Origin of the sequence: Agrobacterium larrymoorei (assembly GCF_005145045.1) — a bacterium.
In the GTDB taxonomy this organism is placed as follows: Bacteria; Pseudomonadota; Alphaproteobacteria; order Rhizobiales; family Rhizobiaceae; genus Agrobacterium; species Agrobacterium larrymoorei.
Window position 1 is genome coordinate 1,639,176 of the sequence record NZ_CP039691.1, and the last position, 25,710, is coordinate 1,664,885.

Below are 25,710 nucleotides of genomic sequence, written 5' to 3' on the forward strand. Positions count from 1 at the left end.
AAGGGCATACCCATAGGTACGGACGAGCCAATCGCCTTTGAGCCTGGCGGAAAGATGCCCGGCCCTACGGGTTGGTTGAAACGGGCCACCTGCTTGCACGGACGGCTTGGCCGTATGCTATGGCTATGGCTACGGCACGCGCCGCCCGCACAAGCAGGTGACCCGTTTGAACCAACAGAACTGTTGCCATTTAACAAGGAAACGCTCTAAGGGAGCGACATTCCAAGGAGTTAAGCCATGTCGATTGCAACGGAAGCCTGGGTAGTTTTTCTTCTGATCGGCCTCGTCGCCGGTTTTCTCGCCAGCCTCGTCGTTGGCGGCGGTGGCTTGATCGGGTGCCTGTTGAGCGGCGTGATCGGCGCATTTGTCGGTGGTTATCTTTTCAACGCATTCGGCATCTCGCCCGGTATCGAAAATGCGCTGGTGGTACAGATCATTCATGCCACGGTGGGTGCCATCATCGTAACGCTTATTGCAAGGCTGATCGCCTGAAAAGCCGGGTTGACGGAAGGGTTTAAGGATGGAAAGTGTAGGCTGGATAGCCGCAATCATCATCGGCGGCTTGGCCGGTTGGCTTGCGGGCAAGCTCATGGATATGCGCTTCGGCATTTTCATGAACATCATTCTCGGCATTGTCGGGTCGGTCGTGGCGATTGCTGTTTTGAAGTCCTTCCATGTTTTCGTGGAAGATAGCCGCCTCGGCTACTTCGTCACATCTTTCTTGGGCGCGAGCCTTCTGTTATTCCTCGCCAAGCTCGTCAGGCGTTAAAGCCGCGCAAAAGCGGTAGAAGCAGGTCTCTTATGGTCACTATTCTCGACAGGATGTCCCAACCGGATGAAAAGCGCATCCGCCACCCGGAGAAGGCTCACAAGCCGGATACGGAAGTTGCGCGCAAGCCGGAATGGATCCGCGTAAAGGCGCCCACCTCCAAGGGGTACCACGAGACGCGTGAACTGGTGCGCAGTCACAAGCTGGTGACAGTGTGCGAAGAGGCTGGCTGTCCGAATATCGGCGAGTGCTGGGAAAAGAAGCACGCGACCTTCATGATCATGGGCGAAATCTGCACCCGCGCCTGTGCCTTCTGCAACGTCTCCACCGGCAAGCCAAATCCTCTGGATATGGCCGAGCCTGAAAACGTCGCCAAGGCTGTCAAGCAGATGGGCCTCAGCCACGTCGTCATTACGTCCGTGGACCGTGACGATCTGGAAGATGGCGGGGCCGAGCATTTCGAAAAGGTGATATGGGCCATCCGCGCAGCATCGCCCAACACGACCATCGAAATCCTGACGCCCGACTTCCTCAAGAAGCCCGGCGCGCTGGAACGCGTTGTGGCGGCCAAGCCCGACGTCTTCAACCACAACATGGAAACCGTCCCCGGCAATTACCTCACCGTCCGTCCGGGCGCGCGTTACTTCCACTCCGTCCGCCTGCTTCAGCGCGTGAAAGAACTGGACCCCACCATGTTCACCAAGTCCGGCATCATGGTCGGCCTCGGTGAAGAGCGCAACGAAGTGCTGCAGCTGATGGACGACCTGCGCAGCGCCGACGTGGACTTCCTGACCATCGGCCAATACCTCCAGCCGACCCGCAAGCACCACAAGGTCGAAGCATTTGTCACGCCGGAAGAGTTCAAGTCCTACGAGACCATCGCCTACACCAAGGGCTTCCTCATGGTCTCCTCCAGCCCGCTAACCCGCTCGTCCCATCACGCTGGCGATGACTTCGAACGCCTGCGCGCCAACCGCGAGAAGAAGCTGCTGGCTGCTGCGGAGTAAGCGAAGTAAAAATTGATCGGCGTAGCCTGTTCTTGATTTCCTCCCCTTCAATCTCTAGAATGTCCATATGTGATCATATTTGAGTGGAGGTAAACATGTCAACGATGAGCGTCGCAGATGCAAAATCGGGTTTTGCCAGTCTGGTCGATGAAGCGGCCAATGGCGGATTCGTTACAATTACCCGTCATGGAAAGCCGGCAGCGATGCTCGTCAGCATCGAGGCCGGAGAGGCTGCGAAAAGAGCTTTAAAGAAACCTAGGCCGAACTTTGGCGATTTTCTAATGTCGTATCCCGGCCCGGCGGACCTTGATCGAAACCCCTCGAAAATGAGAGAAATCGATTTTGAGTAATGGTCTGCTGATCGACACCAATATTATTTCCTTGTTCTCGCCAGACCAAAAGGAAAAGCCGTCGGACGATGTGAAAGCTTGGTTCCATGAACAGGGAGAAGGTGATAAACTTTACCTTTCAACTATGACCATTGCCGAAATTGAAAAGGGCACGCGAAGCCTTCACCGTCGCGGAGGGACCGAACGAGCGAAGCGCCTGAACGCGTGGCTTGATTTCATCGTGGAGTCCTTTGATGATCGCATATTGGATGTTGATCCAATTGTGGCCCGGATCGCGGGAGCGCTGGAAGATGCTGCTATTGCAAAGGGTCGACATCCCGGCTTAGGGGATGTGATCATTGCTGCTACAGCGAAGGCTTATGACCTGACCGTAATCACGGCCAATATGAAACATTTTATTCCGCTCGGAGTGGCTTGCGATCTCCCGGCGATATTCAAGCCGACGAAAGAAAATGAGATCAAGACCCCTCTATTTTGAGAGGGTATGTGTCAATCAAAATTGACGCCCGGCGATACAAATTTGCTGCACCGCTTTGTGGCAAGCGTATCAACCATGCACTTTCTCAGGCCGATGCGCCTGCATGCACAGAAGCACGCTCACGACCACGGAAACGATCGCCACGCTCTCGATCACCGTTGGACCGCGTTGTTCCCACAAGAACCCATAGAGCAGGGCGAAAAGCGTTTCGAACAGGATCATCTGTCCGACCATCGTCAGTGGCAGAAGCCTGCTCATGCGGTTCCAGAAGGCGTTGCCGAGGATGGAGGCTGAGAAGCCGAGGGCCATGGCGACCAGTGTGAACTGGAGCCAGTCGGACTGTGCGTGGGAGCTGCCGCCCAAAGCGAAAGCGGGGATGGCGAGGATGAGCGCGAGGCCGCCGGTGACGACGCCGGTCATGAGGTTCCATTCGTCGGCGCTGACATGGTGCAGTTTTGTGAGCCACCGTGCATTGCCAACCGCGAAGGCCGTCCATGAAGCCAGCGCACCGATGGCTGCGGCAAGCCCGATCAGTTTCGAGGTATCAAGCGAAGCGCCGCTTTCTGTCAGGGATTGCCACGAAATGCCGACAATGCCGATGGCGCCGAAAAGCAATGAGGGCCATAGGCGCTTCAGGGAAACCGCGCCATGGTCGCGGCTTCCGATGATCGTTACTGCCACCGGCAGGAACCCGATGATGATGGAGGTAAAGGCGACGCCGCTCATTTGTACCGCCGTCGAAATGAAGACGTAGTAGATCAGGTTGCCGATGAGGCTCAGCCAGATCAGGGCACCCCATTCCGCTCTGCCGAAATGCGCGGATATGCGCCGCATTTTAGGGCCAATCAGGATCAGCGCTATCACGCCATAGGTCAGATAGCGCGCGGATGAGAGTTGCAGCGGCGTGAAGCCAGCCGGGATAAGCTTCGGTGCCAGAAAGATGCCGCCCCACAGCGCACCCGCCAGCATTCCGTAAAATACGCCCAAACCCGTCTTGTTCATGTCATGCCCTCGCTTCGTGACCGGGTTTGCCACGGCGGATCAGGGCTGTCTTGACATAAACTCTCGTCCGTCAGGAAAATCGGTTGCGGCGATAGGCGGCAGGGGTGGTGCCGAGTGACTTTTTCATGGCGCGGGTGAGGGCCGTCTGGTCGGAGAAACCGGCGCGTTGGGCGATTTCCGCAATCGGCAAGGCGGAATCCGACAGCAAAGCGCAAATCTTCTTCATCCGCGCATCGGCCAGCCAGAAGTGTGGGGTGGCGTCGAAGTAATCACGAAACAGTGCGTGAAGGCGGCTCGTGCTGATTTCCGTTTGTTGAGCCATATGCTCCACCGTCCATGGCTGAAATGGATCGATCTCGATCATTCGCTTCAGTGTAAGAAGGCGAGATGCCATATCCGGCTTTTTGTCAGTGAAACTGCCGACCAGAAGCTCCGCCCAGAGGCGCACTGTCTCAGGATCGCCGTCACCATTCGTCAAAGAGAACCGCATGTGGTGGGCAAGAGAAATGGAATGCCGGGAAAGGTCGATGTAGGGCGAGGAGGCGAATGTCTCAAGCGTTCGCTCTGGCACGAGTTCCTCGTCCAGATCAACGATAAGCGAATGATTGTTGCCTGAAGCCCGCTGGCTATGTGGGGTATTGCCTTGGATCAGCACGCCTTTGGCGGGGGAGAGATTTTCCTGCAAGCCACGAACATCGATTTCGAGATGCCCGGAAAGCGGCAACACGATCTGTACGAAGCCGTGCCGCTCCGGCGGCTTCTCGGCAGAGTAGGAGCGAAGGTCGGCGGATGCCAGGCGCATGTTTTCCCTCCTCCAAAAGCAAAAGTGGCCGCGAGGGCCACTTTCTAACATGGAAGTCCGGCTGCGGAAACAGGCGGTTGCTTCAAGCTTCCGCATCCTGCTTGATGGTCGATTCGCCGCGCTTGCGCTTGCGAAGCACCGGCTTGTTCTCGCGCGCCTCGCACTTGGCGACATCTATGAGGTATGCAAGCACCGGCATGCTGTTCATGGATGCGAGCTGCTTGGCGGATTCGAGCAGGTTGATGATGTTGGCAAAGTCGTCCATCGTGGCTCTCGGTTGGGCTCTCACGGCCCTGTTTTGTGGGAAACGCGCCAGACACGAAACCGCGCCGAAGGGTGGGAATCGGCTCGGTTGCATCTCATGGCTGCAATCATTATGCCAAATAAATAGCAATCAGCCCAGTAGGGTTGCAATAGCGATTTTCTAGGAACAGCTATGCAAGGGTGTAGAGGATGATCATTGTTAAAGAGACGCAACATGCTGCAACGATTATTCGACAGGCTTCCCGCATTGTTGTGATTGGCTGCGCTGGTAACGGCAAGAGCACGCTAAGCGACATCATCTCCCGCCGACTTGGAATGCCGCATATTTCCTGCGATCGGGATATCTTCTGGCTGCCCGGCTGGAAGTTGCGGCCACGAGAGGAAGTCATCGACCGGATGACTGCCTTTGTGGATCAGGATTGCTGGATCATCGACGGCAACAGCCCCGGCACGTTGCCCGTGCGGTTGCCGCGAACGGATGCCGTAATCTGGCTGCGATTTCCGCGCTGGGTCTCGCTTTGGAGCGTGCTGAAAAGATGGCTGCGCTATCGCGGCCAGGTGCGTCCGGAAATGGCGGAAGGATGCCCGGAAAAGATCGATGCCAAATTTCTTTCCTACATCTGGCACTTCGAAACGCGGGAATCACCCGAAATTCAAATGCATCTGGAAGCCGCAAGAGAAGACATGCCGGTCATCATTCTGAGAAGCTACAGGGATACGGATCGATTCGTGGCACATCTTGAGTCCATCACAGCGGGGCGGACCGAGCGATAGAGCAGGGGGCAAGGCATGCCGAATTTCATTGAGGATGCCGCAGAGGCGGCGCAACTGATTGATAAAGCATCTCGCGTAATGGTCGTCGGCTCCTCCGGGGCGGGGAAGACGACCATCTCGCGGAGGATTGCCACGCATCTGGGCGCGGACTATTTCTCCATAGACCGGGATGTGCGTTGGTTGCCCAATTGGAACCAGCGGGAAAAGGAAGAGCAGCACCGCATCATAAACGATATTATCGTGGGCGACCGCTGGGTGCTGGATGGCAGCAATCCTTCCACCTTTAATGTGCGTTTGCCGCGAACGGATATCGTTATCTGGATGCGCCTGCCACGGTGGACGTGTCTGACGGGTATCGCCCGCCGGGTTGCGCGGAACTACGGCAGGGTGCGCGCCGATATGGCGGATGGTTGCCGCGAGCCCTTTCCCAATATGGAGTTCCTGACCTACGTCTGGACATTCGAGCAGCGTCAAACACCGATTTTCATTCGGAACTTCGATCTCTATGGTCCGGAGGTTCCGATATTTCAGGTAAAATCGCGAGAGGAAGCCGGTCGCCTCCTTGATCTTCTGGGTGCTGCGCATTAATTCCGGCTCATGCCGCACTTCGAAACACGCCGCCTTGTCAAACACTCTCCTGACCGGATGTACGCCCTCGTCGCCGATGTGGAGAAATACCCTGAATTCCTGCCGCTCTGCGAAGGGTTGACCGTTCGCTCCAGGAAGGAGCGGGATGGAAAATCGCTGCTCGTGGCGGATATGACGGTGGGCTACAAGGCCATTCGCGAAACCTTCACGACACAGGTTCTTCTGAAGCCGGAAGAGCATGCCATCGATGTGAAGTATCTCGACGGTCCGTTCAAATATCTCGACAATCGCTGGCGTTTCGAACCTGCGCCGGATGGCGGCTGCTCGGTTTACTTCTTCATCGATTACGAGTTCAAGAGCCGGTTGCTCGGCGCCGTCATGGGATCCATGTTCGACAGGGCATTTCGCATGTTTGCCGAAGCCTTCGAGGCGCGCGCCGACCGGATTTATACGGACTGAGACAGTTCCAGCACCATCTCAAGCGCGGTTCTGACAGTCGCCAAGCGGACCTGATCGCGTCCAATATCGCCATAGCGCATTTCGCGATGGATCAATCCACCGTCCCGGCTTTTGGCTGCAAGATGCACAAGGCCGACCGGCTTATGATCCGACCCGCCGCCGGGACCTGCAATTCCCGTCACCGCGACAGAGATTTTGGCCCGAGAGCGAAACAGCGCGCCATGCGCCATCTGCAACGCGGTTTCCTTTGAAACGGCACCATAGGCTGCAAGCGTCGCTTCGCTGACACCAAGCATCTCCATCTTGGCCTGGTTCGTATAGGTTACGAAACCGCGATCCACGACCGCAGATGACCCCGCGATTTCTGTCAAAGCCCCGGCAATCAGCCCGCCCGTGCAACTTTCGGCGGTTGAAACCATGATGTTTTTAGCCGAGAACTCCGCGATGATCTGGCGGGCCTGTTCTTCGATATCGCCGGGGAAAATGCTCACAGCGGCCTCCGTTGGTAGACGACGGTTGCCGTGGCAATGGCGGCGATGCCTTCGCGGCGGCCAACAAAGCCGATCATCTCATTGGTCGTGGCTTTGACGGAACAGCGGTCAAGCGAGATGCCAAGAATATCCGACAGATTTTCGCGCATGGCCTGCCGGTGAGGGCCGACGCGGGGAGCCTCTGCAATCAGCGAGACATCGGCATTCATGATGGTGCCGCCATTTTCCCGAACGACCTTGGCCGCATGCTCCAGAAAAATTCGTGAAGGGGCGCCCTTCCATTGCGGATCGGAAGGCGGGAAATGGTCGCCAATATCGCCAGCGCCGCAGGTGGCGAGGAGCGCGTCGGTGAGGGCATGGAGAGCGACATCCGCATCGGAATGGCCTTTGAGCTTTTGATCATGCGGAATGAAGATGCCGCAAAGCGTTACGCCATCGCCGGGCTCCAATTGGTGGACGTCGTAACCATTTCCGGTGCGAACATCCGGCAGCGCCGCTAAGAGTTTTTCGTCAGCCATGGCAATATCCCGCTTCAATGTCAGTTTCACGTTATCGACCGAACCCTCAACGAGGGTAACGGCAAGGCCCGCCCATTCGGCTATGGACGCATCGTCGGTAAAATCGCTTTTGCCGGATGCGGCAGCGGCGCGATGAGCGGACAGAATTGCGCTGAAAGCAAATGATTGCGGCGTTTGGGCCGAAAACAGGCCATCGCGCGGAACCGTCTCACGAACCAGCCCGGCCTCGCCGCGCTTCAACGTATCCGTAACAGGCATTGCGGGCAGTACCGCCTCTGCACCTTCGGATAGTTTTGCAGCTACCCGGTCGAGTAAATCGGCGTTGATGAAGGGGCGCACGGCATCATGGATCATGACATGCGTCACGCCTTCAGCTTCCAGCGCTTCGAGACCGGCCAGCACGGATTGCTGGCGTGTCTTGCCGCCAGTCACCACATGGAGACTTTCCGTTGCTCCGCGGCGCTGCGCAATCGGCTCGAAGAGAGTGACGTCGTCGGGGTGAATGACAACTACAATTGCAGTGTCTTGCGGCCATTCCAGAAACGTCTTCAGCGTATGCTCGATGACCGGCCTGCCGCCGATCAGGCGATATTGCTTTGGCCCTTCTTCGGGGGAGCCCGCACGCTCTCCGCGCCCTGCGGCCACGACGACGACACCGATTTTCACGTTGGTTTTTTGCATCGAGCCTATGCCATTCCTGCATATCTACTAAGGTTGACACTGCTGCTCTAACGTTTCAAAAACCGGTTGACCAGCCTGAAACGCCGCTTCAGCCCAGCATGGGGGTGCTCTTTGCCCCCCACAGCGGCTCAATCCTTTGCCAAAGACGTGCGCATTCATCAAAAAACACGCAAAAATATTGCCGTGGGTGCTTGGCAAGTGTGAAAACGCTGTCTAAAAATAATGCAACATTATAATCTGCATGAAAGATCACCAATTGCCTCTTCCGGCGCTGTCAGACCCGTTCCAGATTGGCTCTGTCGCTATACGTAACAGAGCGGTGCTTGCGCCCATGTCGGGCGTCACCGATCTGCCATTTCGTCAACTTGCCTGGCGCTTCGGCGCCGGTTTGGTCGTGACCGAAATGGTGGCCAGCCGTGAGCTTGTTGCGAACAAGGGTGAATCCTGGGCGCGATTGAAAAATGCGGGCATGACGCCGCATATGGTGCAGCTTGCCGGGCGCGAGGCGCACTGGATGGCCGAGGCCGCGAAGATCGCGGCGGATAACGGTGCGGATATTATCGATATCAATATGGGTTGTCCGGCCAAGAAGGTGACGGGCGGTTATTCCGGCTCCGCCCTTATGCGAGATCCGGACCATGCGCTCGGCATGATCGAGGCGACGGTGAAGGCGGTCGATGTGCCCGTGACGGTCAAAATGCGTCTCGGCTGGGACGAAAACTCCCTCAATGCCCCGGAAATCGCGTCCCGCGCGGAGGCGGCGGGTGCGCAGCTCATCACCATTCATGGCCGCACGCGCATGCAGTTTTATGAGGGCAGGGCGGATTGGGACGCCATCCGCGCTGTCTGCGACGTCATCTCCGTGCCGCTGATTGCCAATGGCGATGTCGAAACGGCGCATGATGTAAGCGAGATACTGCGCCGCTCCGGCGCCGATGCGGTGATGGTGGGGCGCGGTGCGCAGGGCCAGCCGTGGCTGCCAGCGGTTCTGGCGGGGCACGATGCACCAGCGCGCGAAGCCATCGCGGACATCGCCGTGGAACATTATGAGATGATGCTGGAATTTTATGGTGTAGAGGCCGGGCTTCGCCATGCGCGCAAACATCTCGGCTGGTATCTGGACCGGTTCGCGCCGGAGATGCAGCCGGGCGACAAGGGGCTGATCATGACATCGAAAAATACGAGCGAAGTGATCGCAATTCTCCGATCCGCTCTGGAAAGCAGCGCCGAACGTGCCGCTGCAAGGAAGGCCGCATGAGCGCCGAAACTCCATCCGTATCCACCAGCAATGCTCTGGCCATGGCGGTTCTCAATGCCGTTCAAAACCCGGTCATCCTCGTGGATCCCGAGGGCTTCGTGGCCTTTGCCAATTGGGAGGCGGAAGCCTTCTTCGGTGCAAGCGCCACGCATCTTTTGCGCTATCGTATTTCCACTTTCATTCCCTTCGGCAGCCCGCTTCTGGCGCTGATCGATCAGGTGCGGGAGCGCCGTGCGCCGGTCAATGAATATCGGGTGGATCTGTCTTCGCCACGCTTGGGGCAGGACAAGCTTGTGGATCTCTATGTGGCCCCAGTCGTCAGTGAGCCAGGATCGGTCGTCGTCGTCTTTCAGGAGCGCTCCATGGCGGACAAGATCGACCGCCAGTTGACGCACCGGGCAGCGGCGCGCTCCGTAACCGGGCTTGCCTCCATGCTGGCGCATGAAATCAAGAACCCGCTTTCCGGTATCAGAGGTGCCGCGCAGCTGCTTGAAACCTCGGTGGAGGACGAGGATCGGGCTTTGACGCGGCTGATCTGCGACGAGACCGACCGCATCGTCTCGCTGGTGGACCGCATGGAGATTTTTTCGGACGAGCGTCCGGTGGATCGCATGCCGGTCAATATTCACTCGGTGCTGGATCACGTCAAAGCCGTTGCAAAGGCGGGCTTTGCACGCAACATCAAGATCATCGAAAATTACGACCCCTCGCTGCCGCCGGTTTATGCGAACCGCGACCAGCTGGTGCAGGTCTTCCTCAATCTGGTGAAAAATGCCGCTGAAGCCGTGGGTAACCAGCAGGATGGAGAGATCATTCTGACGACGGCTTACCGCCCGGGCATCCGCCTTTCGGTTGCCGGTAGCCGCGAGCGCATTTCGCTGCCTCTTGAGTTTTGTGTGGTTGATAATGGTCCGGGCGTACCCGCAGACCTGCTGCCTCATCTTTTCGATCCCTTCATCACCACCAAGACCAATGGCTCCGGCCTTGGACTGGCGCTTGTGGCCAAGCTCATCGGTGCCCATGGCGGCATTGTGGAATGCGACAGCCAGAATCACCGCACGACTTTCCGCGTATTGATGCCCGTCTCCCCCGAAGTGGCGCCTGACGACAGCATTCTTCCGAACACGACAGGATCCAATCCATGACAGCAACGATTCTCGTGGCCGATGATGATGCGGCTATCCGCACCGTTCTGAACCAGGCGCTGAGCCGCGCCGGTTACGATGTGCGCATCACATCCAATGCCGCCACGCTGTGGCGCTGGGTCTCGGCGGGTGAGGGTGATCTCGTCGTGACGGACGTGGTCATGCCGGATGAGAACGCTTTCGACCTTCTGCCGCGCATCAAGAAGGCGCGCCCTGAGCTACCGGTTCTGGTCATGAGCGCGCAGAACACCTTCATGACGGCGATCAAGGCGTCCGAGAAAGGTGCATATGACTATCTGCCGAAGCCTTTCGACCTGACGGAACTGATCGCCATCATCGGGCGCGCCCTGTCTGAGCCGAAGCGCAAGCCTGCCAAGCTGGATGACGATATGCAGGACGGCATGCCGCTGGTGGGGCGTTCCGCCGCGATGCAGGAAATCTACCGCGTTCTGGCGCGCCTGATGCAGACCGATCTGACGCTGATGATCACCGGTGAGTCGGGTACCGGCAAGGAACTGGTGGCGCGTGCGCTGCATGATTACGGCAAGCGTCGTAATGGTCCTTTCGTGGCGATCAACATGGCGGCCATCCCGCGTGACCTGATCGAGTCGGAGCTTTTCGGCCATGAGAAGGGCGCTTTTACCGGCGCGCAGAACCGCTCCACAGGTCGCTTCGAACAGGCGGAAGGCGGCACGCTGTTTCTGGATGAAATCGGCGATATGCCGATGGATGCGCAGACGCGTCTATTGCGCGTTTTGCAGCAGGGCGAATACACCACGGTTGGCGGACGCACGCCGATCCGTACCGATGTCCGCATCGTTGCCGCCACCAACAAGGATTTGAAGCAGTCCATCAATCAGGGCCTGTTCCGCGAAGACCTTTATTATCGCCTCAACGTCGTACCGCTGCGCCTGCCGCCGCTTCGTGATCGGGCGGAAGATATTCCCGACCTCGTTCGCCACTTCATCCAGACGGGTGAAAAAGAGGGGCTTGAGGGCAAGCGTTTCGAAGGTGAAGCGCTGGAGCTGATGAAGGCCTATGCCTGGCCGGGCAACGTCCGCGAGCTGGAAAACCTCATTCGCCGCCTGATGGCGCTTTATCCGCAAGAGGTCATCACCCGCGAAATCATCGAACAGGAACTGCAATCCGATGTTCCGGACAGCCCGATAGACAGAACGGCGGTTCGCAATGGCAACCTGACCATTTCGCAGGCTGTGGAAGAGAACATGCGGGAATATTTCTCCAGCTTCGGAGAGAACCTGCCGCCGCCCGGACTATATGACCGCGTTCTGCACGAGATGGAGTATCCGCTCATTCTCGCCGCTCTGACTGCCACGCGCGGTAACCAGATCAAAGCAGCCGATCTTCTTGGTCTCAACCGTAACACGTTACGTAAAAAGATTCGCGAGCTCGGAGTTTCCGTGTATCGCAGTTCCCGGACCGCCTGATCATATTGACAATGTGACGACAGTCGTTGCATTTTCGCCACAAAGTGTTGCTTGAAAAACACTGGGGTATCATAGATTCGCTGTTGGGCGGTCGGTGATGTGTGGCTATGGCGATGCTGCTGCTTCAGGCGGCTTTGGGAATATAATCGATGCGCAAACCTGTCGCCGATAGGAGTGCCGACGAAGCGTCGGCGGGAATGGTGATAGCCGATCGCCGGATGTCCTTTGCGCTTCCCGGACTGGTGATGGCGGGCCTGGCGCTGATCTGCGCCATTCTTACGCTCTTCGTTCTACTTGGCCTGACACCGATTGCGCCAACCTCCAACGTCGTCATCGCCTCGGTCATCATCAATTCGATTTTCGTCATCGGCCTGATGTATCTGATCGGGCGCGAAATCAGCCGTCTACTGAAAGCACGGCGCAAGGGCAGGGCAGCGGCGCGGCTGCATGTTCGCATTGTTGTGCTGTTCTCCATCGTAGCGATTACACCTGCCGTTCTGGTGGCGATTTTTGCCAGTTTGACGCTGAATGTCGGGCTGGATCGCTGGTTTGCGATCCGCACCCAGGCCATCGTGGATTCTTCCAGCAATATCGCGCAGGCCTATATGCTGGAAAATGCCGGCTATCTTCAGGGCCAGACGCTGTCCATGGCGACAGACCTCGACCGCAACCGCGCTCTCTTCTACCTCGACCGCACCGGTTTCGTTGAACTGATGACGCGTCAGGCGAGGGGTCGCGGTATGCTGGGCGCGTTCCTCGTTCAGTCGGATGGCGATGCCGTGGTGCAGGCGGATATCCAGACCGAAAGGCCACTTCCGGCAATTCCAACGGATGCGCTGGAAAAGGCAGCAGCGGGACAGCCGACACTCATTCCGCCGGGCGTGACGAACCTCGTCGGCGCCATCATAAAGCTCGAAGGCATCGGCGGTACGTTCCTTTATACGGTTCGCGCGGTTGACCCCAAGGTCATGTCGGCCATGCGGCTGATGGAGGAAAACCGGGCCGAATACAAGGCGATGGAGGCGGGCCGCGCGCCGTTGCAAATGGCCTTTGCGATCCTCTATCTCGGCTTTGCCCTGATCGTTCTTCTGGCGGCAATATGGACCGCTATTGCGGTTGCCGACCGCATCGTGCGGCCCATACGCCTGCTCATCAGCGCAGCCGACAGCGTGGCGACCGGCAATCTGCATGTGCTGGTGCCGGTGCGTGCCGTGGATGGTGACGTCGGGCGATTGTCGCGCACATTCAACAAGATGATCTCGGAAATCCGCAGCCAGCAGGGAGAAATCATTGAGGCGAAGGACGATATCGACAATCGTCGCCGCTTTATCGAGGCGGTGCTTTCGGGGGTGACCGCAGCTGTCATCGGCGTGGATGAGAACCGGGTCGTCACCATCGTCAATCCGTCTGCGGAAGAGTTTCTGGCGCTGCCATCTTCGGAACTGATCGGCGCGCCGCTTTCGGTGGCCGCACCTGAGATTGAGCATGTGCTGTCCGAGGCTTCGGCTTCCGGCCGCATCGATTTCCGCCAGCAGATCAACATCATGCGGCGCGGCAAGGAGCGGACGCTGAATGTTCAGGTGACGCGAGAGGATGCGCGAGACGGTCGCGAATCCTACGTCATCACGCTGGACGACATCACCGACCTCGTCATCGCCCAGCGTTCTACGGCATGGTCCGATGTGGCGCGGCGCATCGCCCATGAAATCAAAAATCCATTGACCCCGATCCAGCTTTCGGCGGAACGCATCAAGCGCCGTTTCGGCAAGCAGATCGATGATAGCGACCGGGCTATTTTCGACCAGTGCACGGATACGATCGTGCGTCAGGTGGGTGACATCGGGCGGATGGTGGACGAATTCTCGGCCTTTGCGCGCATGCCGAAGCCAACGAAGGAAATGTCCGATCTTCGCCCGGTCCTCAAGGATGCCGCATTCCTGCGGGAAATGGGCGCCAGCCACGTGAAGTTCGAAACCGATCTCGGCGACGAACCGCTGCAGGGCATGTTCGATGCGCGGATGCTCGGTCAGGCCTTCGGCAACCTCATCAAGAATGCGACCGAAGCCATCGAGGCGATCGATCCGGCAGAGGCCCGCGAGGGCAAGATTCTCGTGAAGGCGGCGTTCGACAGGACGAACAACCAGTTCGTGGTTGACGTGATCGACAATGGCCGCGGTCTGCCGGTCGAGAACCGACATCGCATTCTCGAGCCATACATGACGATGCGCGACAAGGGCACGGGCCTCGGCCTCGCCATCGTGAAGAAGATCATTGAAGAACACGGCGGGCATCTGGAATTGCACGATGCGCCTGCCGATTTCGATCATGGCCATGGCGCCATGATCAGGGTGCTGCTCCCCCATGTTGAGGTGGTTGGCAGCGAAAATGACAAGGAAGTTGCATATGGCGTCTGATATTCTGGTTGTCGATGACGAGGCCGATATCCGTGAAATCGTTGCAGGCATTTTGTCTGACGAAGGTCACGAAACCCGCATGGCGCATGATAGCGACAGCGCGCTTGCCGCCATTTCCGAGCGCGTGCCACGGCTGATTTTCCTCGATATCTGGATGCAGGGCAGCAAGCTGGATGGTCTGGCGCTTCTGGATGAGATCAAGAGCCGCCATCCCGATCTTCCGGTGGTGATGATCTCCGGCCACGGCAATATCGAAACAGCGGTCAATGCCATCAAGCGCGGCGCTTTCGACTTCATCGAGAAGCCATTCAAGGCAGATCGGCTGATCCTGATTGCCGAGCGGGCTCTGGAAAACTCCAAGCTGAAACGCGAGGTGCAGGAGCTAAAAAAGCGCACGGGCGACGCTGTTGAATTGATCGGCGCATCTCTTGCCGTCTCCCAGCTTCGCCAGACAATCGACCGCGTTTCGCCGACCAACAGCCGCATCATGATCCTCGGACCGTCCGGTTCCGGCAAGGAGCTTGTGGCGCGGATGATTCATAAGAAGTCTTCACGCGCAAGCGGCCCATTCGTGGCGCTAAATGCTGCGACGATTACGCCGGAGCGGATGGAAATCGCGCTTTTCGGCACCGAAGGTTTGCCCGGCCAGCCGCGCAAGGTCGGCGCGCTGGAAGAAGCACATCGCGGTGTGCTCTATCTGGACGAAGTCGGCGAAATGCCACGCGAAACGCAGAACAAAATCCTGCGCGTTCTTGTCGACCAGCAGTTCGAACGCGTCGGCGGCGGCAAGCGGGTGAAGGTGGATGTGCGTATTATTTCGTCTACCGCTCTCAACCTCGAAAATCTGATTTCGGAAGGTCTGTTCCGCGAGGATCTGTATCACCGTCTGGCGGTCGTTCCGGTCAAGGTTCCAGCGCTTTCGGAGCGTCGTGAGGATATTCCGTTTCTGGTGGATATGTTCATCCGCCAGATTTCCGAGCAGGCCGGCATCCGCCCGCGCAAGATCGGTGACGACGCCATGGCAGTGCTGCAGACGCATGACTGGCCCGGCAATATTCGCCAGTTGCGCAATAATATCGAGCGTCTGATGATCCTTGCCCGCCCGGAAGGCGGGGATTCGTCCATCACCGCCGACATGCTTCCCTCCGATATTGGCGACATGCTGCCCAAGATTGCAGCCCAGGGCGATCAGCACATCATGACCCTGCCTCTGCGCGAGGCACGCGAAATGTTCGAGCGGGATTATCTCGTGGCGCAGATCAACCGGTTCGGCGGTAATATTTCCCGCACGGCAGAGTTTGTCGGCATGGAGCGCTCCGCTCTTCACCGCAAACTGAAGTCGCTCGGCGTCTGACTTCAAATAAAAACCGGTTCTGCACCTAGCCTCAGAGAGAGCATATGAAAGTCATTATTTGTGGCGCGGGGCAGGTGGGTTACGGCATTGCCGAACAATTGTCGCGAGAAGATAACGAGGTCTCGGTCATCGATACCTCGGCGGCGCTGATTACGGCAATTACCGAAACGCTGGATGTTCGCGGTTATGTCGGACACGGCTCGCACCCGGATGTGCTGGCGAAGGCCGGAGCAGATCAGGCCGACATGATCATCGCCGTCACGCTCTATGACGAAATCAATATCGTTGCCTGCGAAGTGGCGCATGCGCTGTTCAGCGTCCCGACCAAGATCGCCCGTATTCGCGACCAGAGCTATCTTGCGCCGGAATATGGCGATCTCTTCAGCCGCGAGAACATGTCCATCGATGTGACGATCTCGCCGGAAATCGAAGTCGGCAAGATGGTTCTGCGCCGCATCGCCTTTCCGGGTGCGACGGACGTGGTGCGCTTTGCCGATGACAATGTGTCGATGTTGGCCATCGAGTGCATGGAAAACTGCCCGGTAGTGAACACGCCGTTGCAGCAGCTCAGCCAGCTTTTTCCTGACCTCATCGCAACGGTCGTCGGCGTGTTTCGCAACGGGCATCTCAAGGCTGTCGATTCCTCCGAGCAGTTGAAGACGGGAGACCTTGCGTACGTCATCTGCCAGCGGCAGCACGCGCGCCGCACGCTGGGGCTCTTCGGTCATGAAGAGAAGGAAGCGAGCCGCATCGTGATCGCAGGCGGCGGCAATATCGGACAGTATGTTGCGCGTTCCATCGAGGAACTGCAGCCGAAGACACGGGTGAAAATAATCGAGTTCGACCGCGAAAAGGCGATTGCGGCATCCGAAAAGCTCAGCTCGACAATCGTCCTGCACGGTTCAGTTCTCGACCAGAAAATTTTGCATCAGGCAGATATTCAGGACGCGGATCTCATCGTGACGCTGACCAATAACGACCAGACCAATATTCTGGGCGCAGTGATGGCCAAGCAGCTTGGATGCAAGTCGAACTTGGCTCTGCTGAATGGCCCGTCATTCCACGACGTCGCGAAATCGCTGGCGCTGGATGCCTACATCAATCCGCGCGCCGTCACCATTTCACGCGTGCTTCAGCATGTGCGAAAAGGGCGCATCCGCTCTGTCTACGCGGTACAGCGCGGCAATGGCGAAATCATCGAGGCGGAAGCGCTGGAAACCTCTCCGCTGGTGGGGCAGGCGCTGCGTGAAATCGATCTGCCGGACGGCATTCGCATCGGCGCGGTCTATCGTGACAAGAAGGTTTTGCGGCCTGATGGGAACATGAAGATCAAGGCGAAGGACCGCGTGATCCTGTTTGCATCGGCTGAGTCGGTGCGCGATGTGGAACAGCTTTTCCGCGTATCGATCCAGTACTTCTAATCAGGCGTGATTTAGGGCTTTACGTGGTTTCCCTCGAAAAAGCCGAGTGATTTTTTCGACATTGCGGAAGGGACCGTGATTTGATACCAGAGTTCCACCGGTTGGCAGGGGGACAGGGCGAACCGGATATATAATTGATTGTTTATTTCCCGGTCTCCCATCCGGGCACAAAAAGAAAGAAGCGGCGCCATGGCGGAACGTTCTCAAAACCTGCAAGATCTCTTCCTCAACACTGTTCGCAAGCAAAAGATCTCGTTGACGATCTTCCTCATCAACGGCGTGAAGCTGACGGGCGTCGTTACGTCCTTTGATAATTTCTGCGTTCTTCTGCGCCGTGACGGACACTCCCAGCTTGTCTACAAGCACGCGATCTCCACCATCATGCCGGGCCAGCCGATGCAGATGTTCGAGACGGAAGAAGGCGCGGCCTGATCCATCCGCGCATATGCGAAGGCAATCTGCCGGTTAAAGCCAAGCAACGGAACTCCTTGAGCAGCTCCGTTGTTTTGCCTCGTAGACGCTTGTGTGTTTTTCTAGTGCCGCCTGACGAGAACCGAAAAGGACCTTCAAATTTCTACGCGTGATACCTCGAACGAATCCATCATCCCGGAACTGGAAAAGCGCCGCGACGACATGCGCGCGGTGGTTCTCGTTCCGCTTCTGAAGCAGCAGCGCGATGCCCGTGAGGCAACCGTCACGACGCCGACGCGCTCCACGGAAGCGAAGCTTGAGAAGGCGAAAGGTCTGGCGCTTGCCATCGATCTGACGGTGACGCAGGGGCTCATCGTGCCGGTAAGCCAGCCGCGCCCGGCTACCCTGTTCGGCACTGGCAAGATCGAGGAAATCGGCCATCTGCTGGATGAGACGGATGCGGGTCTCGTCATTGTCGATCATCCGCTGACACCCGTTCAGCAGCGCAATCTCGAAAAACAGTGGAACTCCAAGGTCATCGATCGCACCGGTCTGATCCTGGAAATCTTCGGTCGCCGGGCTTCGACCAAGGAAGGCACGTTACAGGTCGATCTCGCCCACCTGAACTACCAGAAGGGCCGACTGGTTCGCAGCTGGACCCACCTTGAGCGCCAGCGCGGTGGTGCGGGCTTCATGGGTGGTCCCGGTGAAACCCAGATTGAAGCCGACCGTCGTTTGCTGCAGGAACGCATCGTTCGCCTGGAACGCGAGTTGGAGCAGGTGGTGCGGACCCGCCAGCTTCACCGTGCCAAGCGCCGCAAGGTGCCGCATCCCATCGTTGCGCTGGTAGGCTATACCAACGCCGGGAAATCGACGCTTTTCAATCGCATCACCGGTGCGGGGGTTCTGGCGGAAGACATGCTCTTTGCCACGCTCGATCCGACGCTTCGCCGCATGAAGCTGCCGCATGGCCGCACGGTTATCCTGTCCGATACCGTCGGCTTCATCTCGGACCTGCCGACGCATCTCGTCGCAGCCTTCCGCGCGACGCTTGAAGAAGTGCTGGAAGCCGATCTCGTCCTGCATGTTCGGGACATGTCCGACCCAGACAATGCAGCACAGGCAGGAGACGTTCTTCGCATCCTCAGTGACCTTGGAATCGATGAAAAGGTTGCCGAAGAGCGCATCATCGAGGTTTGGAACAAGGTCGACAGGCTGGAACCCGAAGCGCACGACGCCATCATGCAGAGAGCGGAAGGCAAGGCCAATATCCGCGCCGTCTCAGCCATTACCGGCGAGGGCGTGGATGCGCTGATGGAAGAGATTTCCAAGCGCCTTTCCGGCGTTCTGACGGAGACGACAATCTTTCTGAATGTAGATCAGTTGCCGCTTCTTTCATGGGTCTACGACAATGCCATAGTGGACGGGCGCGAGGACCGTGAAGATGGTTCCGTGGCGCTCGATGTGCGTCTGTCTGAGATGCAGGGAGCAGAGCTTGAACGCCGCCTTGGAATTTCGGCGAAAGCCGAGCCTGAAGACTGGGAACGATAATCTTTTCAGTATGATAACGGGACGCGACGCAGTCCCGAATCTGCCCGTCGATTATTTACTATAGCAAACAATAATCATTGGGTTGTTAGGGTTTCGTAAGGGCGGCCGTATGATATTGTCTCGCAATTGATGCGAGCTATAATTGATGTTGCAACCTTTAGATCTTCCTACTGTTCTCCTGCTTCATAAACTCTCTTTTTTCATCGGCGCGCTGTGCTTCATGTATGTGCGTTCCCAGTCCAAAGAGAGTGTCGGGCTAGGGCACCTTGCTGCGGGTTTTTTCCTGATAGCAACGGCTTCGACCCTTTCAGGCATCGGGAAACTGGTTGAAGGTTGCGAGCATGAATTTGCATTGACCGGCAATTTTGCGGGTCTGGCCGGTTACACAACATTCTGGATCGGCATGTGCCGCATCAGCAGCCAGCGCATCCGGCAGAAAGAATGGCTGGTACTGCTTTTGCCATTAGGTGCATGCTCGTTGTTGCTCGCGACGGGCCTTTACACGATACCAGTCGCAAGAACGATTTCATTTCAACTGACGGCAGCTTCGCTGCTCTTCGCTTCGGCATATGTCGTGTTGTCCGACAGGCTGATTGAACCACTGCCAGTTCGCAAGGCCCTGTCTATTGCCATCATTGCATCGGCGGTGTTGACGCTTCTTGTGGTCGTCGGAAACATCCTGCCTGAAACCTCGGTCGGCCTGTCGCGAAACTCGTTCTTTGTCTCTATCGTTTGCCATTTCGCTATCGCGTTTTTCGTCATGGCCTTGGTGAAGGAGCGTGCGGAAGAGAGATTGCGCAGGCTTGCGGAGCTCGATGTTCTGACAGGCGTTCCGAACCGGCATTCCTTCAGTTCCCGCTTGCCGGATGTAATGCGGCAGGGCGATGCGATCGTGATGATCGATATCGACTATTTCAAGCGCATCAATGACGGTTTCGGGCATCTGGCTGGCGATGAAGTTTTGGCGCGGGTGGCCCGCGAGCTTTCGAGCAGGGTGCGCCCGATGGACAGCTTCGCTCGTTTCGGCGGAGAAGAATTCATTCTGTATCAGCCCGGAATTGGCATGGAGGAAGCGCTGGCTTTCGCCGATAGCACCCGGCAGATCGTGAGTACGATCAAGCACAATATCGATGAGCAGAGGGTTTCCGCCACGCTCAGCATGGGCCTTGCCATCTGCGAGGACAAAATGAGCGCGCCGCTCGCGCTGATCAAGAAAGCGGATATGGCGCTTTATGCCTCCAAGGCAAGCGGTCGTGATCAGCTTACGCTTTACCGGGCAGAGGATTTCGAAAGCGCGGCACCGCTGGAAGGCATTCGACAGGCGAGCTGATTGCGGCTCTGCTACCACCTTCAGGTCAAGGTGAAGGGCAGGGCGTCGATGCTCCTGTTCAACCGTTCCGGCTCGTATCGAGTTGACGTTCGATAGCTTTCGCCGCCTGCCAAAGTTCTTCCATCTGTTCCAGCGTAGCACTTTCCAAACTGGAGCCTGAAGCGTTCAGCGATGTTTCGATGTGGTTGAAGCGCCTGCGGAACTTGGTGTTCGTGCCGCGAAGCGCATTTTCCGGATCGGTTTTGACGTGACGGCCAATATTCACCAGAGCGAAGATCAGGTCGCCGAGTTCGTCCGTCACCTTGGCAGGATTGCCCTCAGCCAATGCCTGGCGCAGTTCGCCGATTTCCTCTTCGATCTTGTCGAGGATCGGTTCCGGCGCGGACCAGTCGAAGCCGACGCGGGCGGCCTGTTCCTGTAGCTTCAGGGCCTCGGTCAAGGCGGGCTGCGTGCGCTGGATCGACCCGAGAAATCCCGCCTTGAAATCCTCGGTAATGCCGCGGCTTGCCCGACGTTCGGCGCGCTCGCGCTTTTCCGCAGCCTTGATCTGATCCCATTGCAGCTTGACCGATTCCGGCGTGTCTGCAGCAGAAACAGCAAAAACATGCGGATGCCTGCGGATCATCTTGGAGGTGACAGCCTGCACCACATCGCCGAAGGAAAACTCGCCCATCTCTTGCGCTATGCGGGAATGAAAGACGACCTGTAGTAGCAGGTCTCCCAGTTCCTCGCAAAGATCGTCCATATCCTTGCGCTCAATAGCATCCGCTACCTCGTAGGCTTCCTCTATGGTGTAGGGCTTTATGGTCTCGAAGGTTTGCACGACATCCCACGGGCACCCGGTTTCTGGCTGGCGCAATGCCTCCATGATCTCGATGAGACGGGAAATATCTTTCGAGGCTTCCATGGCGGCTTTCCTGCGGGGTCAGTTCAAAGGAATGTTGTTGTCGGTCTTGGACGACTGATAACTGGTCGAGAGATCGTTATAAATGGCTTTGATGCGCGCCGTCTGCTCCCGCAGCCGGGTTTTCAACGGCTCATCTTCGCTCTCCACCAGATCCGCAATGAAGTAGGAGTTCCAGAACGCATTCTGGCGGCGATACCCGCCGGGCTCCAGCCCGAAGACTTCCTTCAGAATTTTCAGATCGTGCGGGATGGCGAAAGCATCGCGTGAATCTTCATGACTGAAGAAGGAGTAGAAATTATCGAAGCCCGCCCAAGTGATTGCCGACATGCACATGGTGCACGGTTCGTGGGTGGAAAGGAAGATGAGGTCTTTCGTATTCGGCTTCTCGCCAAGCTCATAAAACCGCTTCAATGTGTGGACCTCGCCATGCCAGAGCGGGTTCTCCAGCTCGTTATTGGTCTCGGCCAGCACGAGGGACAGATCCGACTTCCGCAATATGGCTGCTCCGAAGACCTTGTTGCCCAGCGACACGCCGCGGGCGGTCAGCGGCAGGATATCGTGTTCGATAACATCGAGGAGACGGGAGGCTATGGATTGCTCGGTCAAGGTATGGCCCTATCAATATGCAGCAGATTTTTTCGCCATGATTTAGACCAGAAAGTGGCGGAGAAATATAGGATTCTTATAGAAAATTCGGTGATTTACATAAGCCGTGGCGAATTGGTCGCATCGGTTGGTTTTCCTCTAAAACATGGCTTGCCGAGAAATAAAAATCTACTGCATTATGTCGAAGGAATTTTCGTACCTTCAACCTCAAACAGCGATCGGCGATATTGTGACCATGTCTGAAACACCTGCTTCCCACGCTGATGAGCGCCTGACGACCTTTCCCGCCTTTTTCAAGGTGGAGGGCAAGCGTGTTGCCGTATTCGGAAATGGCGATGAGGCCTATGCGAAGGTCCGTCTGCTGTCGAATACGAACGCTCACATCGTGGCTTTCGCTGACGAGCCCGAGGTTGATTACGCGGCCTTCCTGAGCAAGGAGCAGGTCAGTGTCACCGCGCAACGCTTCTCGCCTGAACAGGTTGAGGGCATGACCCTTGTCTTTGCCGCAACGGGCGACGAAGCGCTGGATCGCCAGATCGTCGACGCGGCTCGTGCCAAATCGATACCGGCCAATGCGGTCGATCAGCCCGGCTATTGCGATTTCTATACGCCAGGGCTCGTTGCGCGTGCCCCGCTTTCCGTCGCAATCTGCACCGAAGGGGCAGGGCCGGTTCTGGGCCAGATCGTGCGCGCCCGCATCGATCAGATGCTCGCACCTTCGCTCGGACGCCTTGCGCGTCTGGCCGTCGATTATCGCGATGCAGCTGAACGCACGATTGCCAAGGGCGCATTGCGCCGCAATTTCTGGCGCCGTTTCTTCTCCGGTCACGTGGCCGATGCTGTGGCGCTGGGCGATATGGATGCCGCGAAACGCGCCGCTGAAAATCTGCTTCAATCTCCGGAAAGCCCCGAAGGCTATGTCTGGCTCGTCGGCGCTGGCCCCGGTGCGGAAGATCTGCTGACGCTGCGTGCCCAGCGCGTTCTGATGCAGGCAGACGTCATCGTTTATGACGCCCTTGTGCCGCAGGAAATCGTCAATATGGGCCGCCGTGATGCGGATCGGCTTTCGGTCGGCAAGCGCAAAGGCTGTCACTCCAAGTCGCAGGAAGACATTAACAAGCTGCTGGTGTCTCTTGGGCTGGAAGGCAAGCGCGTGGTCCGTCTGAAATCAGGTGATCCGCTGGTTTATGGCCGTGCAGCCGAGGAAATGGCAGCGCTTCGCGAGGCTGGTATCGGCTACGAGATCGTGCCCGGTATCACGTCTGCTTTTGCGGCGGCGGCTGATTTCGAACTGCCGCTGACACTGAGAGGCGTCGCGTCGTCGCTCATCTTCACGACCGGCCATGATCTGGCTGGCGATGTGCTTCCCGATTGGGCGCGGCTTGCGGTCTCTGGTGCGACCATTGCCGTTTACATGGGTCGTTCCGTCGCTGCATCCGTTGCAACGCGCCTGATGAGCGCTGGTCTTAACGCGGATACGACGGTTGCCGTCATTGAAAATGCCAGCCGCAGCTATCGCCGGCTCATGCATGGCACGCTCAAGGATCTGCCGGATCTGGAGCATCGCGACGAGTTGACCGGTCCGGTCATGGTCATCATCGGCGACGCGGTTGCCGGTGCGAATTTTGAAAGATCCGAGGCGCTTGCAGTCTCCCCACTGCGCGCGGATCTGGAACAGGAGTATGCAAATGGTTGACAAGGTACTGACGGCCAACCGCCTGAGCGACGGCATTGCCGTGTGGCTGGATGCGAATGGCGAGTGGACGGAAAACCTTCAATCGGCTCTGGTCGCGCGCCACGCGGAAGCCGTTTCGTCGCTCGAGGAAATCGGCAAGCGCGATTTTTCCGCCAACAAGGTCGTTGATGTGAATGTCGTCGACGTGACCGAAGAGAACGGCCAGCTCTGGCCAACGCGCTTGCGCGAACGCATTCGTGCGGCAGGCCCAACCATGCACTACGCCAAGGGCTTCAAGCCTGCTGACGCAGCATTTATCGCAGTCTGAGGAATACCATGTACCGTTATGACGAGTTCGACCACGCCTTCGTAAAAGGTCGCGTGGAGCAGTTTCGCGATCAGGTGGAGCGCCGCCTTTCCGGTGAGTTGGCCGAGGATGCCTTCAAGCCCTTGCGTTTGATGAACGGCGTTTATCTTCAGCTGCATGCCTATATGCTGCGCGTTGCCATTCCCTACGGCACGCTGAACTCCAAGCAAATGCGGATGCTGGCCCACATCGCCCGCAAATACGACCGTGGCTACGGCCACTTCACCACGCGCCAGAACATTCAGTATAATTGGCCGCGCCTTGCCGATACGCCAGACATTCTGGAAGAACTGGCAAGCGTTGAGATGCACGCGCTTCAAACTTCCGGTAACTGCATTCGCAACGTAACGGCAGACCACTTCGCCGGTGCTGCGGCAGACGAAGTTGCCGACCCGCGCCCTTATGCGGAAATTCTGCGCCAGTGGTCTTCCGTCCACCCGGAATTTTCCTTCCTGCCGCGCAAGTTCAAGATTGCCGTGACGGGTGCGGAGCGCGACCGTGCGGCCATTCAGGTTCACGACATCGGCTTGCACCTGAAAAAGAACGACAAGGGCGAAATCGGCTTTGCGGTCTATGTTGGTGGCGGGCAGGGCAGAACGCCGATGATCGCCAAGAAAATCCGCGAGTTTCTGCCGGAAGAAGACCTGCTGTCCTACACGACCGCAATCATGCGCGTATATAACCTGCATGGCCGCCGGGATAACAAGTACAAGGCGCGCATCAAGATTCTGGTTCATGAAACGGGTGCGGAAGAACTGGCGCGTCAGGTCGAGACCGAATTTGTTCATCTGAAGAACGGCGAGTTGAAGCTGCCCGACGCCGATATCGCTGCGATCACCACTTATTTCGAACCGCCGCAGTTGAAGGATCGCCCCGAGAGCTGGGAGAGCCTTGCGCGCTGGAAAAAGGCGGATGCGGATTTCGCCCGCTGGGTGGACCAGAACGTGCAGCCGCACAAGCACCCTGACTATGGCATGGTGACGATTTCACTGAAGCCAATTGGCGGCATTCCAGGCGATGCAACGGATGAGCAGATGGAGATCGTGGCGGATATCGCCGCCGAATATGCCTTCGATGAAATCCGCATCAGCCACGAACAGAACATCATCCTGCCGCACGTGGCGCTGGCTGATTTGGAGCCGGTTTATCGCGCGCTTGCGGGTGCGGGTCTCGCAACCGCCAATGCCGGTTTGATCACCGATATCATTGCCTGTCCTGGGCTCGACTATTGCGCGCTTGCCAATGCTCGCTCCATTCCGGTTTCGCAGGAAATTTCCAGGCGCTTCGGTGCGCCGGAGCGTCAGGCGGAAATCGGCGAATTGAAGATCAAGATTTCCGGCTGCATCAATGCCTGCGGCCACCACCATGTGGGCCACATCGGCTTGCTGGGCGTGGAGAAGAAGGGCGCGGAACTCTACCAGATAACGCTTGGTGGTTCGGGTGATGAGAACTCCTCCATCGGCGAAATCATCGGACGCGGTTTCGAGCCTGAGAAGGTGACGGATGCGGTGGAGACCATTGTCGACACCTATCTGGGCTTGAGGCTTTCGAAGGAAGAAACCTTCCTCGAAGCATACCGCCGGGTTGGACCGCAGCCTTTCAAGGACGCTTTGTATCCTGCTGCCGCAGAAGCCGCGTAA

The 25,710-nt window shown here is 57.7% G+C and carries 27 protein-coding genes; 20 read left to right on the forward strand and 7 right to left on the reverse strand.

Annotation, left to right across the window (positions count from 1 at the left end; genetic code table 11):
• The first annotated feature begins 237 nt into the window (after nt 1-237).
• The 5 genes from CFBP5473_RS07790 to CFBP5473_RS07810 all read left to right on the forward strand — a co-directional run bounded on the left by CFBP5473_RS07790 (nt 238) and on the right by CFBP5473_RS07810 (nt 2,604).
• Nucleotides 238-492 (forward strand): GlsB/YeaQ/YmgE family stress response membrane protein, encoded by a 255-nt coding sequence (locus CFBP5473_RS07790; RefSeq protein ID WP_027673236.1) that lies wholly within the window; start codon nt 238-240, stop codon nt 490-492.
• A gap of 28 nt (nt 493-520) precedes the next feature.
• Nucleotides 521-769, forward strand: coding sequence for a GlsB/YeaQ/YmgE family stress response membrane protein (locus tag CFBP5473_RS07795; RefSeq protein ID WP_027673235.1), 249 nt, complete (start codon nt 521-523; stop codon nt 767-769).
• Between the two features lie 32 nt (nt 770-801).
• The gene (gene lipA / locus CFBP5473_RS07800; protein WP_027673234.1) at nt 802-1,776 is read left to right on the forward strand and encodes a lipoyl synthase; all 975 of its coding nucleotides are present in this window, start codon (nt 802-804) and stop codon (nt 1,774-1,776) included.
• 95 nt (nt 1,777-1,871) lie between these two features.
• Nucleotides 1,872-2,126, forward strand: a complete 255-nt coding sequence (locus CFBP5473_RS07805; protein WP_027673233.1) for a type II toxin-antitoxin system Phd/YefM family antitoxin — start codon at nt 1,872-1,874, stop codon at nt 2,124-2,126.
• Nucleotides 2,119-2,604: a type II toxin-antitoxin system VapC family toxin gene (locus tag CFBP5473_RS07810; protein WP_234881738.1), complete on the forward strand. Its 486-nt coding sequence runs from the start codon at nt 2,119-2,121 to the stop codon at nt 2,602-2,604. The genes CFBP5473_RS07805 and CFBP5473_RS07810 overlap by 8 nt, the downstream gene beginning before the upstream one ends.
• A 69-nt stretch (nt 2,605-2,673) precedes the next feature.
• Here the strand turns inward: CFBP5473_RS07810 and CFBP5473_RS07815 are convergent, their stop codons facing one another.
• The 3 genes from CFBP5473_RS07815 to CFBP5473_RS07825 form a co-directional block, all read right to left on the reverse strand.
• Entirely contained in the window at nt 2,674-3,606 is a 933-nt protein-coding gene (locus tag CFBP5473_RS07815) for a DMT family transporter (protein WP_027673232.1), read from the reverse strand.
• Nucleotides 3,607-3,676: 70 nt separating this feature from the next.
• Nucleotides 3,677-4,408, reverse strand: a complete 732-nt coding sequence (locus tag CFBP5473_RS07820; protein WP_027673231.1) for a helix-turn-helix transcriptional regulator — start codon at nt 4,406-4,408, stop codon at nt 3,677-3,679.
• 82 nt (nt 4,409-4,490) lie between these two features.
• Complete coding sequence (locus tag CFBP5473_RS07825) at nt 4,491-4,673, reverse strand: hypothetical protein (RefSeq protein ID WP_027673230.1); 183 nt, start codon at nt 4,671-4,673, stop codon at nt 4,491-4,493.
• A 188-nt stretch (nt 4,674-4,861) separates the two neighbouring features.
• On the opposite strand from CFBP5473_RS07825, the gene CFBP5473_RS07830 reads away from it, so the two are divergent.
• The 3 genes from CFBP5473_RS07830 to CFBP5473_RS07840 are packed head-to-tail and all read left to right on the forward strand — an operon-like array spanning nt 4,862 to nt 6,493.
• Nucleotides 4,862-5,446 (forward strand): P-loop NTPase family protein, encoded by a 585-nt coding sequence (locus tag CFBP5473_RS07830; protein WP_027673229.1) that lies wholly within the window; start codon nt 4,862-4,864, stop codon nt 5,444-5,446.
• Between the two features lie 15 nt (nt 5,447-5,461).
• Nucleotides 5,462-6,034 carry a P-loop NTPase family protein gene (locus tag CFBP5473_RS07835; protein ID WP_027673228.1) on the forward strand — a complete coding sequence of 191 codons (573 nt, stop codon included), beginning with the start codon at nt 5,462-5,464 and terminating at the stop codon, nt 6,032-6,034.
• A gap of 9 nt (nt 6,035-6,043) precedes the next feature.
• The gene (locus CFBP5473_RS07840; RefSeq protein WP_027673227.1) at nt 6,044-6,493 is read left to right on the forward strand and encodes a type II toxin-antitoxin system RatA family toxin; all 450 of its coding nucleotides are present in this window, start codon (nt 6,044-6,046) and stop codon (nt 6,491-6,493) included.
• On the opposite strand, the gene CFBP5473_RS07845 is transcribed toward CFBP5473_RS07840, so the two are convergent.
• Both CFBP5473_RS07845 and CFBP5473_RS07850 read right to left on the reverse strand, forming a co-directional pair.
• Nucleotides 6,481-6,984 (reverse strand): CinA family protein, encoded by a 504-nt coding sequence (locus CFBP5473_RS07845; RefSeq protein ID WP_027673226.1) that lies wholly within the window; start codon nt 6,982-6,984, stop codon nt 6,481-6,483. The two genes, CFBP5473_RS07840 and CFBP5473_RS07845, sit on opposite strands and share 13 nt — an antisense overlap.
• Nucleotides 6,981-8,168, reverse strand: a complete 1,188-nt coding sequence (locus CFBP5473_RS07850; protein ID WP_027673225.1) for a bifunctional 2-C-methyl-D-erythritol 4-phosphate cytidylyltransferase/2-C-methyl-D-erythritol 2,4-cyclodiphosphate synthase — start codon at nt 8,166-8,168, stop codon at nt 6,981-6,983. Before CFBP5473_RS07850 ends, CFBP5473_RS07845 begins: the two co-directional genes overlap by 4 nt.
• Before the next feature lie 256 nt (nt 8,169-8,424).
• Here CFBP5473_RS07850 and dusB point away from each other — a divergent pair, with 256 nt between their 5' ends.
• The 9 genes from dusB (at nt 8,425) to CFBP5473_RS07895 (ending at nt 20,515) form a co-directional block, all read left to right on the forward strand.
• Complete coding sequence (gene dusB / locus CFBP5473_RS07855; protein ID WP_084631366.1) at nt 8,425-9,441, forward strand: tRNA dihydrouridine synthase DusB; 1,017 nt, start codon at nt 8,425-8,427, stop codon at nt 9,439-9,441.
• Nucleotides 9,438-10,586: a two-component system sensor histidine kinase NtrB gene (locus CFBP5473_RS07860; RefSeq protein ID WP_027673223.1), complete on the forward strand. Its 1,149-nt coding sequence runs from the start codon at nt 9,438-9,440 to the stop codon at nt 10,584-10,586. Before dusB ends, CFBP5473_RS07860 begins: the two co-directional genes overlap by 4 nt.
• Nucleotides 10,583-12,034, forward strand: a complete 1,452-nt coding sequence (gene ntrC, locus CFBP5473_RS07865) for a nitrogen regulation protein NR(I) (protein ID WP_027673222.1) — start codon at nt 10,583-10,585, stop codon at nt 12,032-12,034. Before CFBP5473_RS07860 ends, ntrC begins: the two co-directional genes overlap by 4 nt.
• Before the next feature lie 149 nt (nt 12,035-12,183).
• Nucleotides 12,184-14,448 (forward strand): sensor histidine kinase NtrY-like, encoded by a 2,265-nt coding sequence (locus CFBP5473_RS07870; RefSeq protein ID WP_027673221.1) that lies wholly within the window; start codon nt 12,184-12,186, stop codon nt 14,446-14,448.
• The gene (ntrX, locus tag CFBP5473_RS07875) at nt 14,438-15,802 is read left to right on the forward strand and encodes a nitrogen assimilation response regulator NtrX (RefSeq protein ID WP_027673220.1); all 1,365 of its coding nucleotides are present in this window, start codon (nt 14,438-14,440) and stop codon (nt 15,800-15,802) included. The genes CFBP5473_RS07870 and ntrX overlap by 11 nt, the downstream gene beginning before the upstream one ends.
• Before the next feature lie 44 nt (nt 15,803-15,846).
• Complete coding sequence (gene trkA, locus CFBP5473_RS07880; protein ID WP_027673219.1) at nt 15,847-17,223, forward strand: Trk system potassium transporter TrkA; 1,377 nt, start codon at nt 15,847-15,849, stop codon at nt 17,221-17,223.
• Nucleotides 17,224-17,412: 189 nt separating this feature from the next.
• Nucleotides 17,413-17,655: an RNA chaperone Hfq gene (hfq, locus tag CFBP5473_RS07885; RefSeq protein WP_027673217.1), complete on the forward strand. Its 243-nt coding sequence runs from the start codon at nt 17,413-17,415 to the stop codon at nt 17,653-17,655.
• A 201-nt stretch (nt 17,656-17,856) separates the two neighbouring features.
• On the forward strand, nt 17,857-19,185 hold the full coding sequence (hflX, locus tag CFBP5473_RS07890; protein ID WP_027673216.1) for a GTPase HflX: 1,329 nt from the start codon (nt 17,857-17,859) through the stop codon (nt 19,183-19,185).
• Nucleotides 19,186-19,405: 220 nt separating this feature from the next.
• Nucleotides 19,406-20,515 carry a GGDEF domain-containing protein gene (locus tag CFBP5473_RS07895; protein WP_051441104.1) on the forward strand — a complete coding sequence of 370 codons (1,110 nt, stop codon included), beginning with the start codon at nt 19,406-19,408 and terminating at the stop codon, nt 20,513-20,515.
• Nucleotides 20,516-20,573: 58 nt separating this feature from the next.
• Here CFBP5473_RS07895 and mazG read toward each other — a convergent pair whose 3' ends face one another.
• Both mazG and CFBP5473_RS07905 read right to left on the reverse strand, forming a co-directional pair.
• A complete protein-coding gene (gene mazG, locus CFBP5473_RS07900; RefSeq protein ID WP_027673214.1) occupies nt 20,574-21,422 on the reverse strand; it encodes a nucleoside triphosphate pyrophosphohydrolase in 849 nt (282 codons plus the stop codon).
• An 18-nt stretch (nt 21,423-21,440) separates the two neighbouring features.
• Nucleotides 21,441-22,028, reverse strand: a complete 588-nt coding sequence (locus CFBP5473_RS07905) for a deaminase (RefSeq protein ID WP_027673213.1) — start codon at nt 22,026-22,028, stop codon at nt 21,441-21,443.
• A gap of 235 nt (nt 22,029-22,263) precedes the next feature.
• On the opposite strand from CFBP5473_RS07905, the gene cysG reads away from it, so the two are divergent.
• The 3 genes from cysG to CFBP5473_RS07920 are packed head-to-tail and all read left to right on the forward strand — an operon-like array spanning nt 22,264 to nt 25,710.
• Complete coding sequence (gene cysG / locus CFBP5473_RS07910) at nt 22,264-23,724, forward strand: siroheme synthase CysG (protein WP_027673212.1); 1,461 nt, start codon at nt 22,264-22,266, stop codon at nt 23,722-23,724.
• Nucleotides 23,717-24,031 (forward strand): DUF2849 domain-containing protein, encoded by a 315-nt coding sequence (locus CFBP5473_RS07915; RefSeq protein WP_027673211.1) that lies wholly within the window; start codon nt 23,717-23,719, stop codon nt 24,029-24,031. Before cysG ends, CFBP5473_RS07915 begins: the two co-directional genes overlap by 8 nt.
• Nucleotides 24,032-24,039: 8 nt before the next feature.
• Entirely contained in the window at nt 24,040-25,710 is a 1,671-nt protein-coding gene (locus CFBP5473_RS07920) for a nitrite/sulfite reductase (protein WP_027673210.1), read from the forward strand.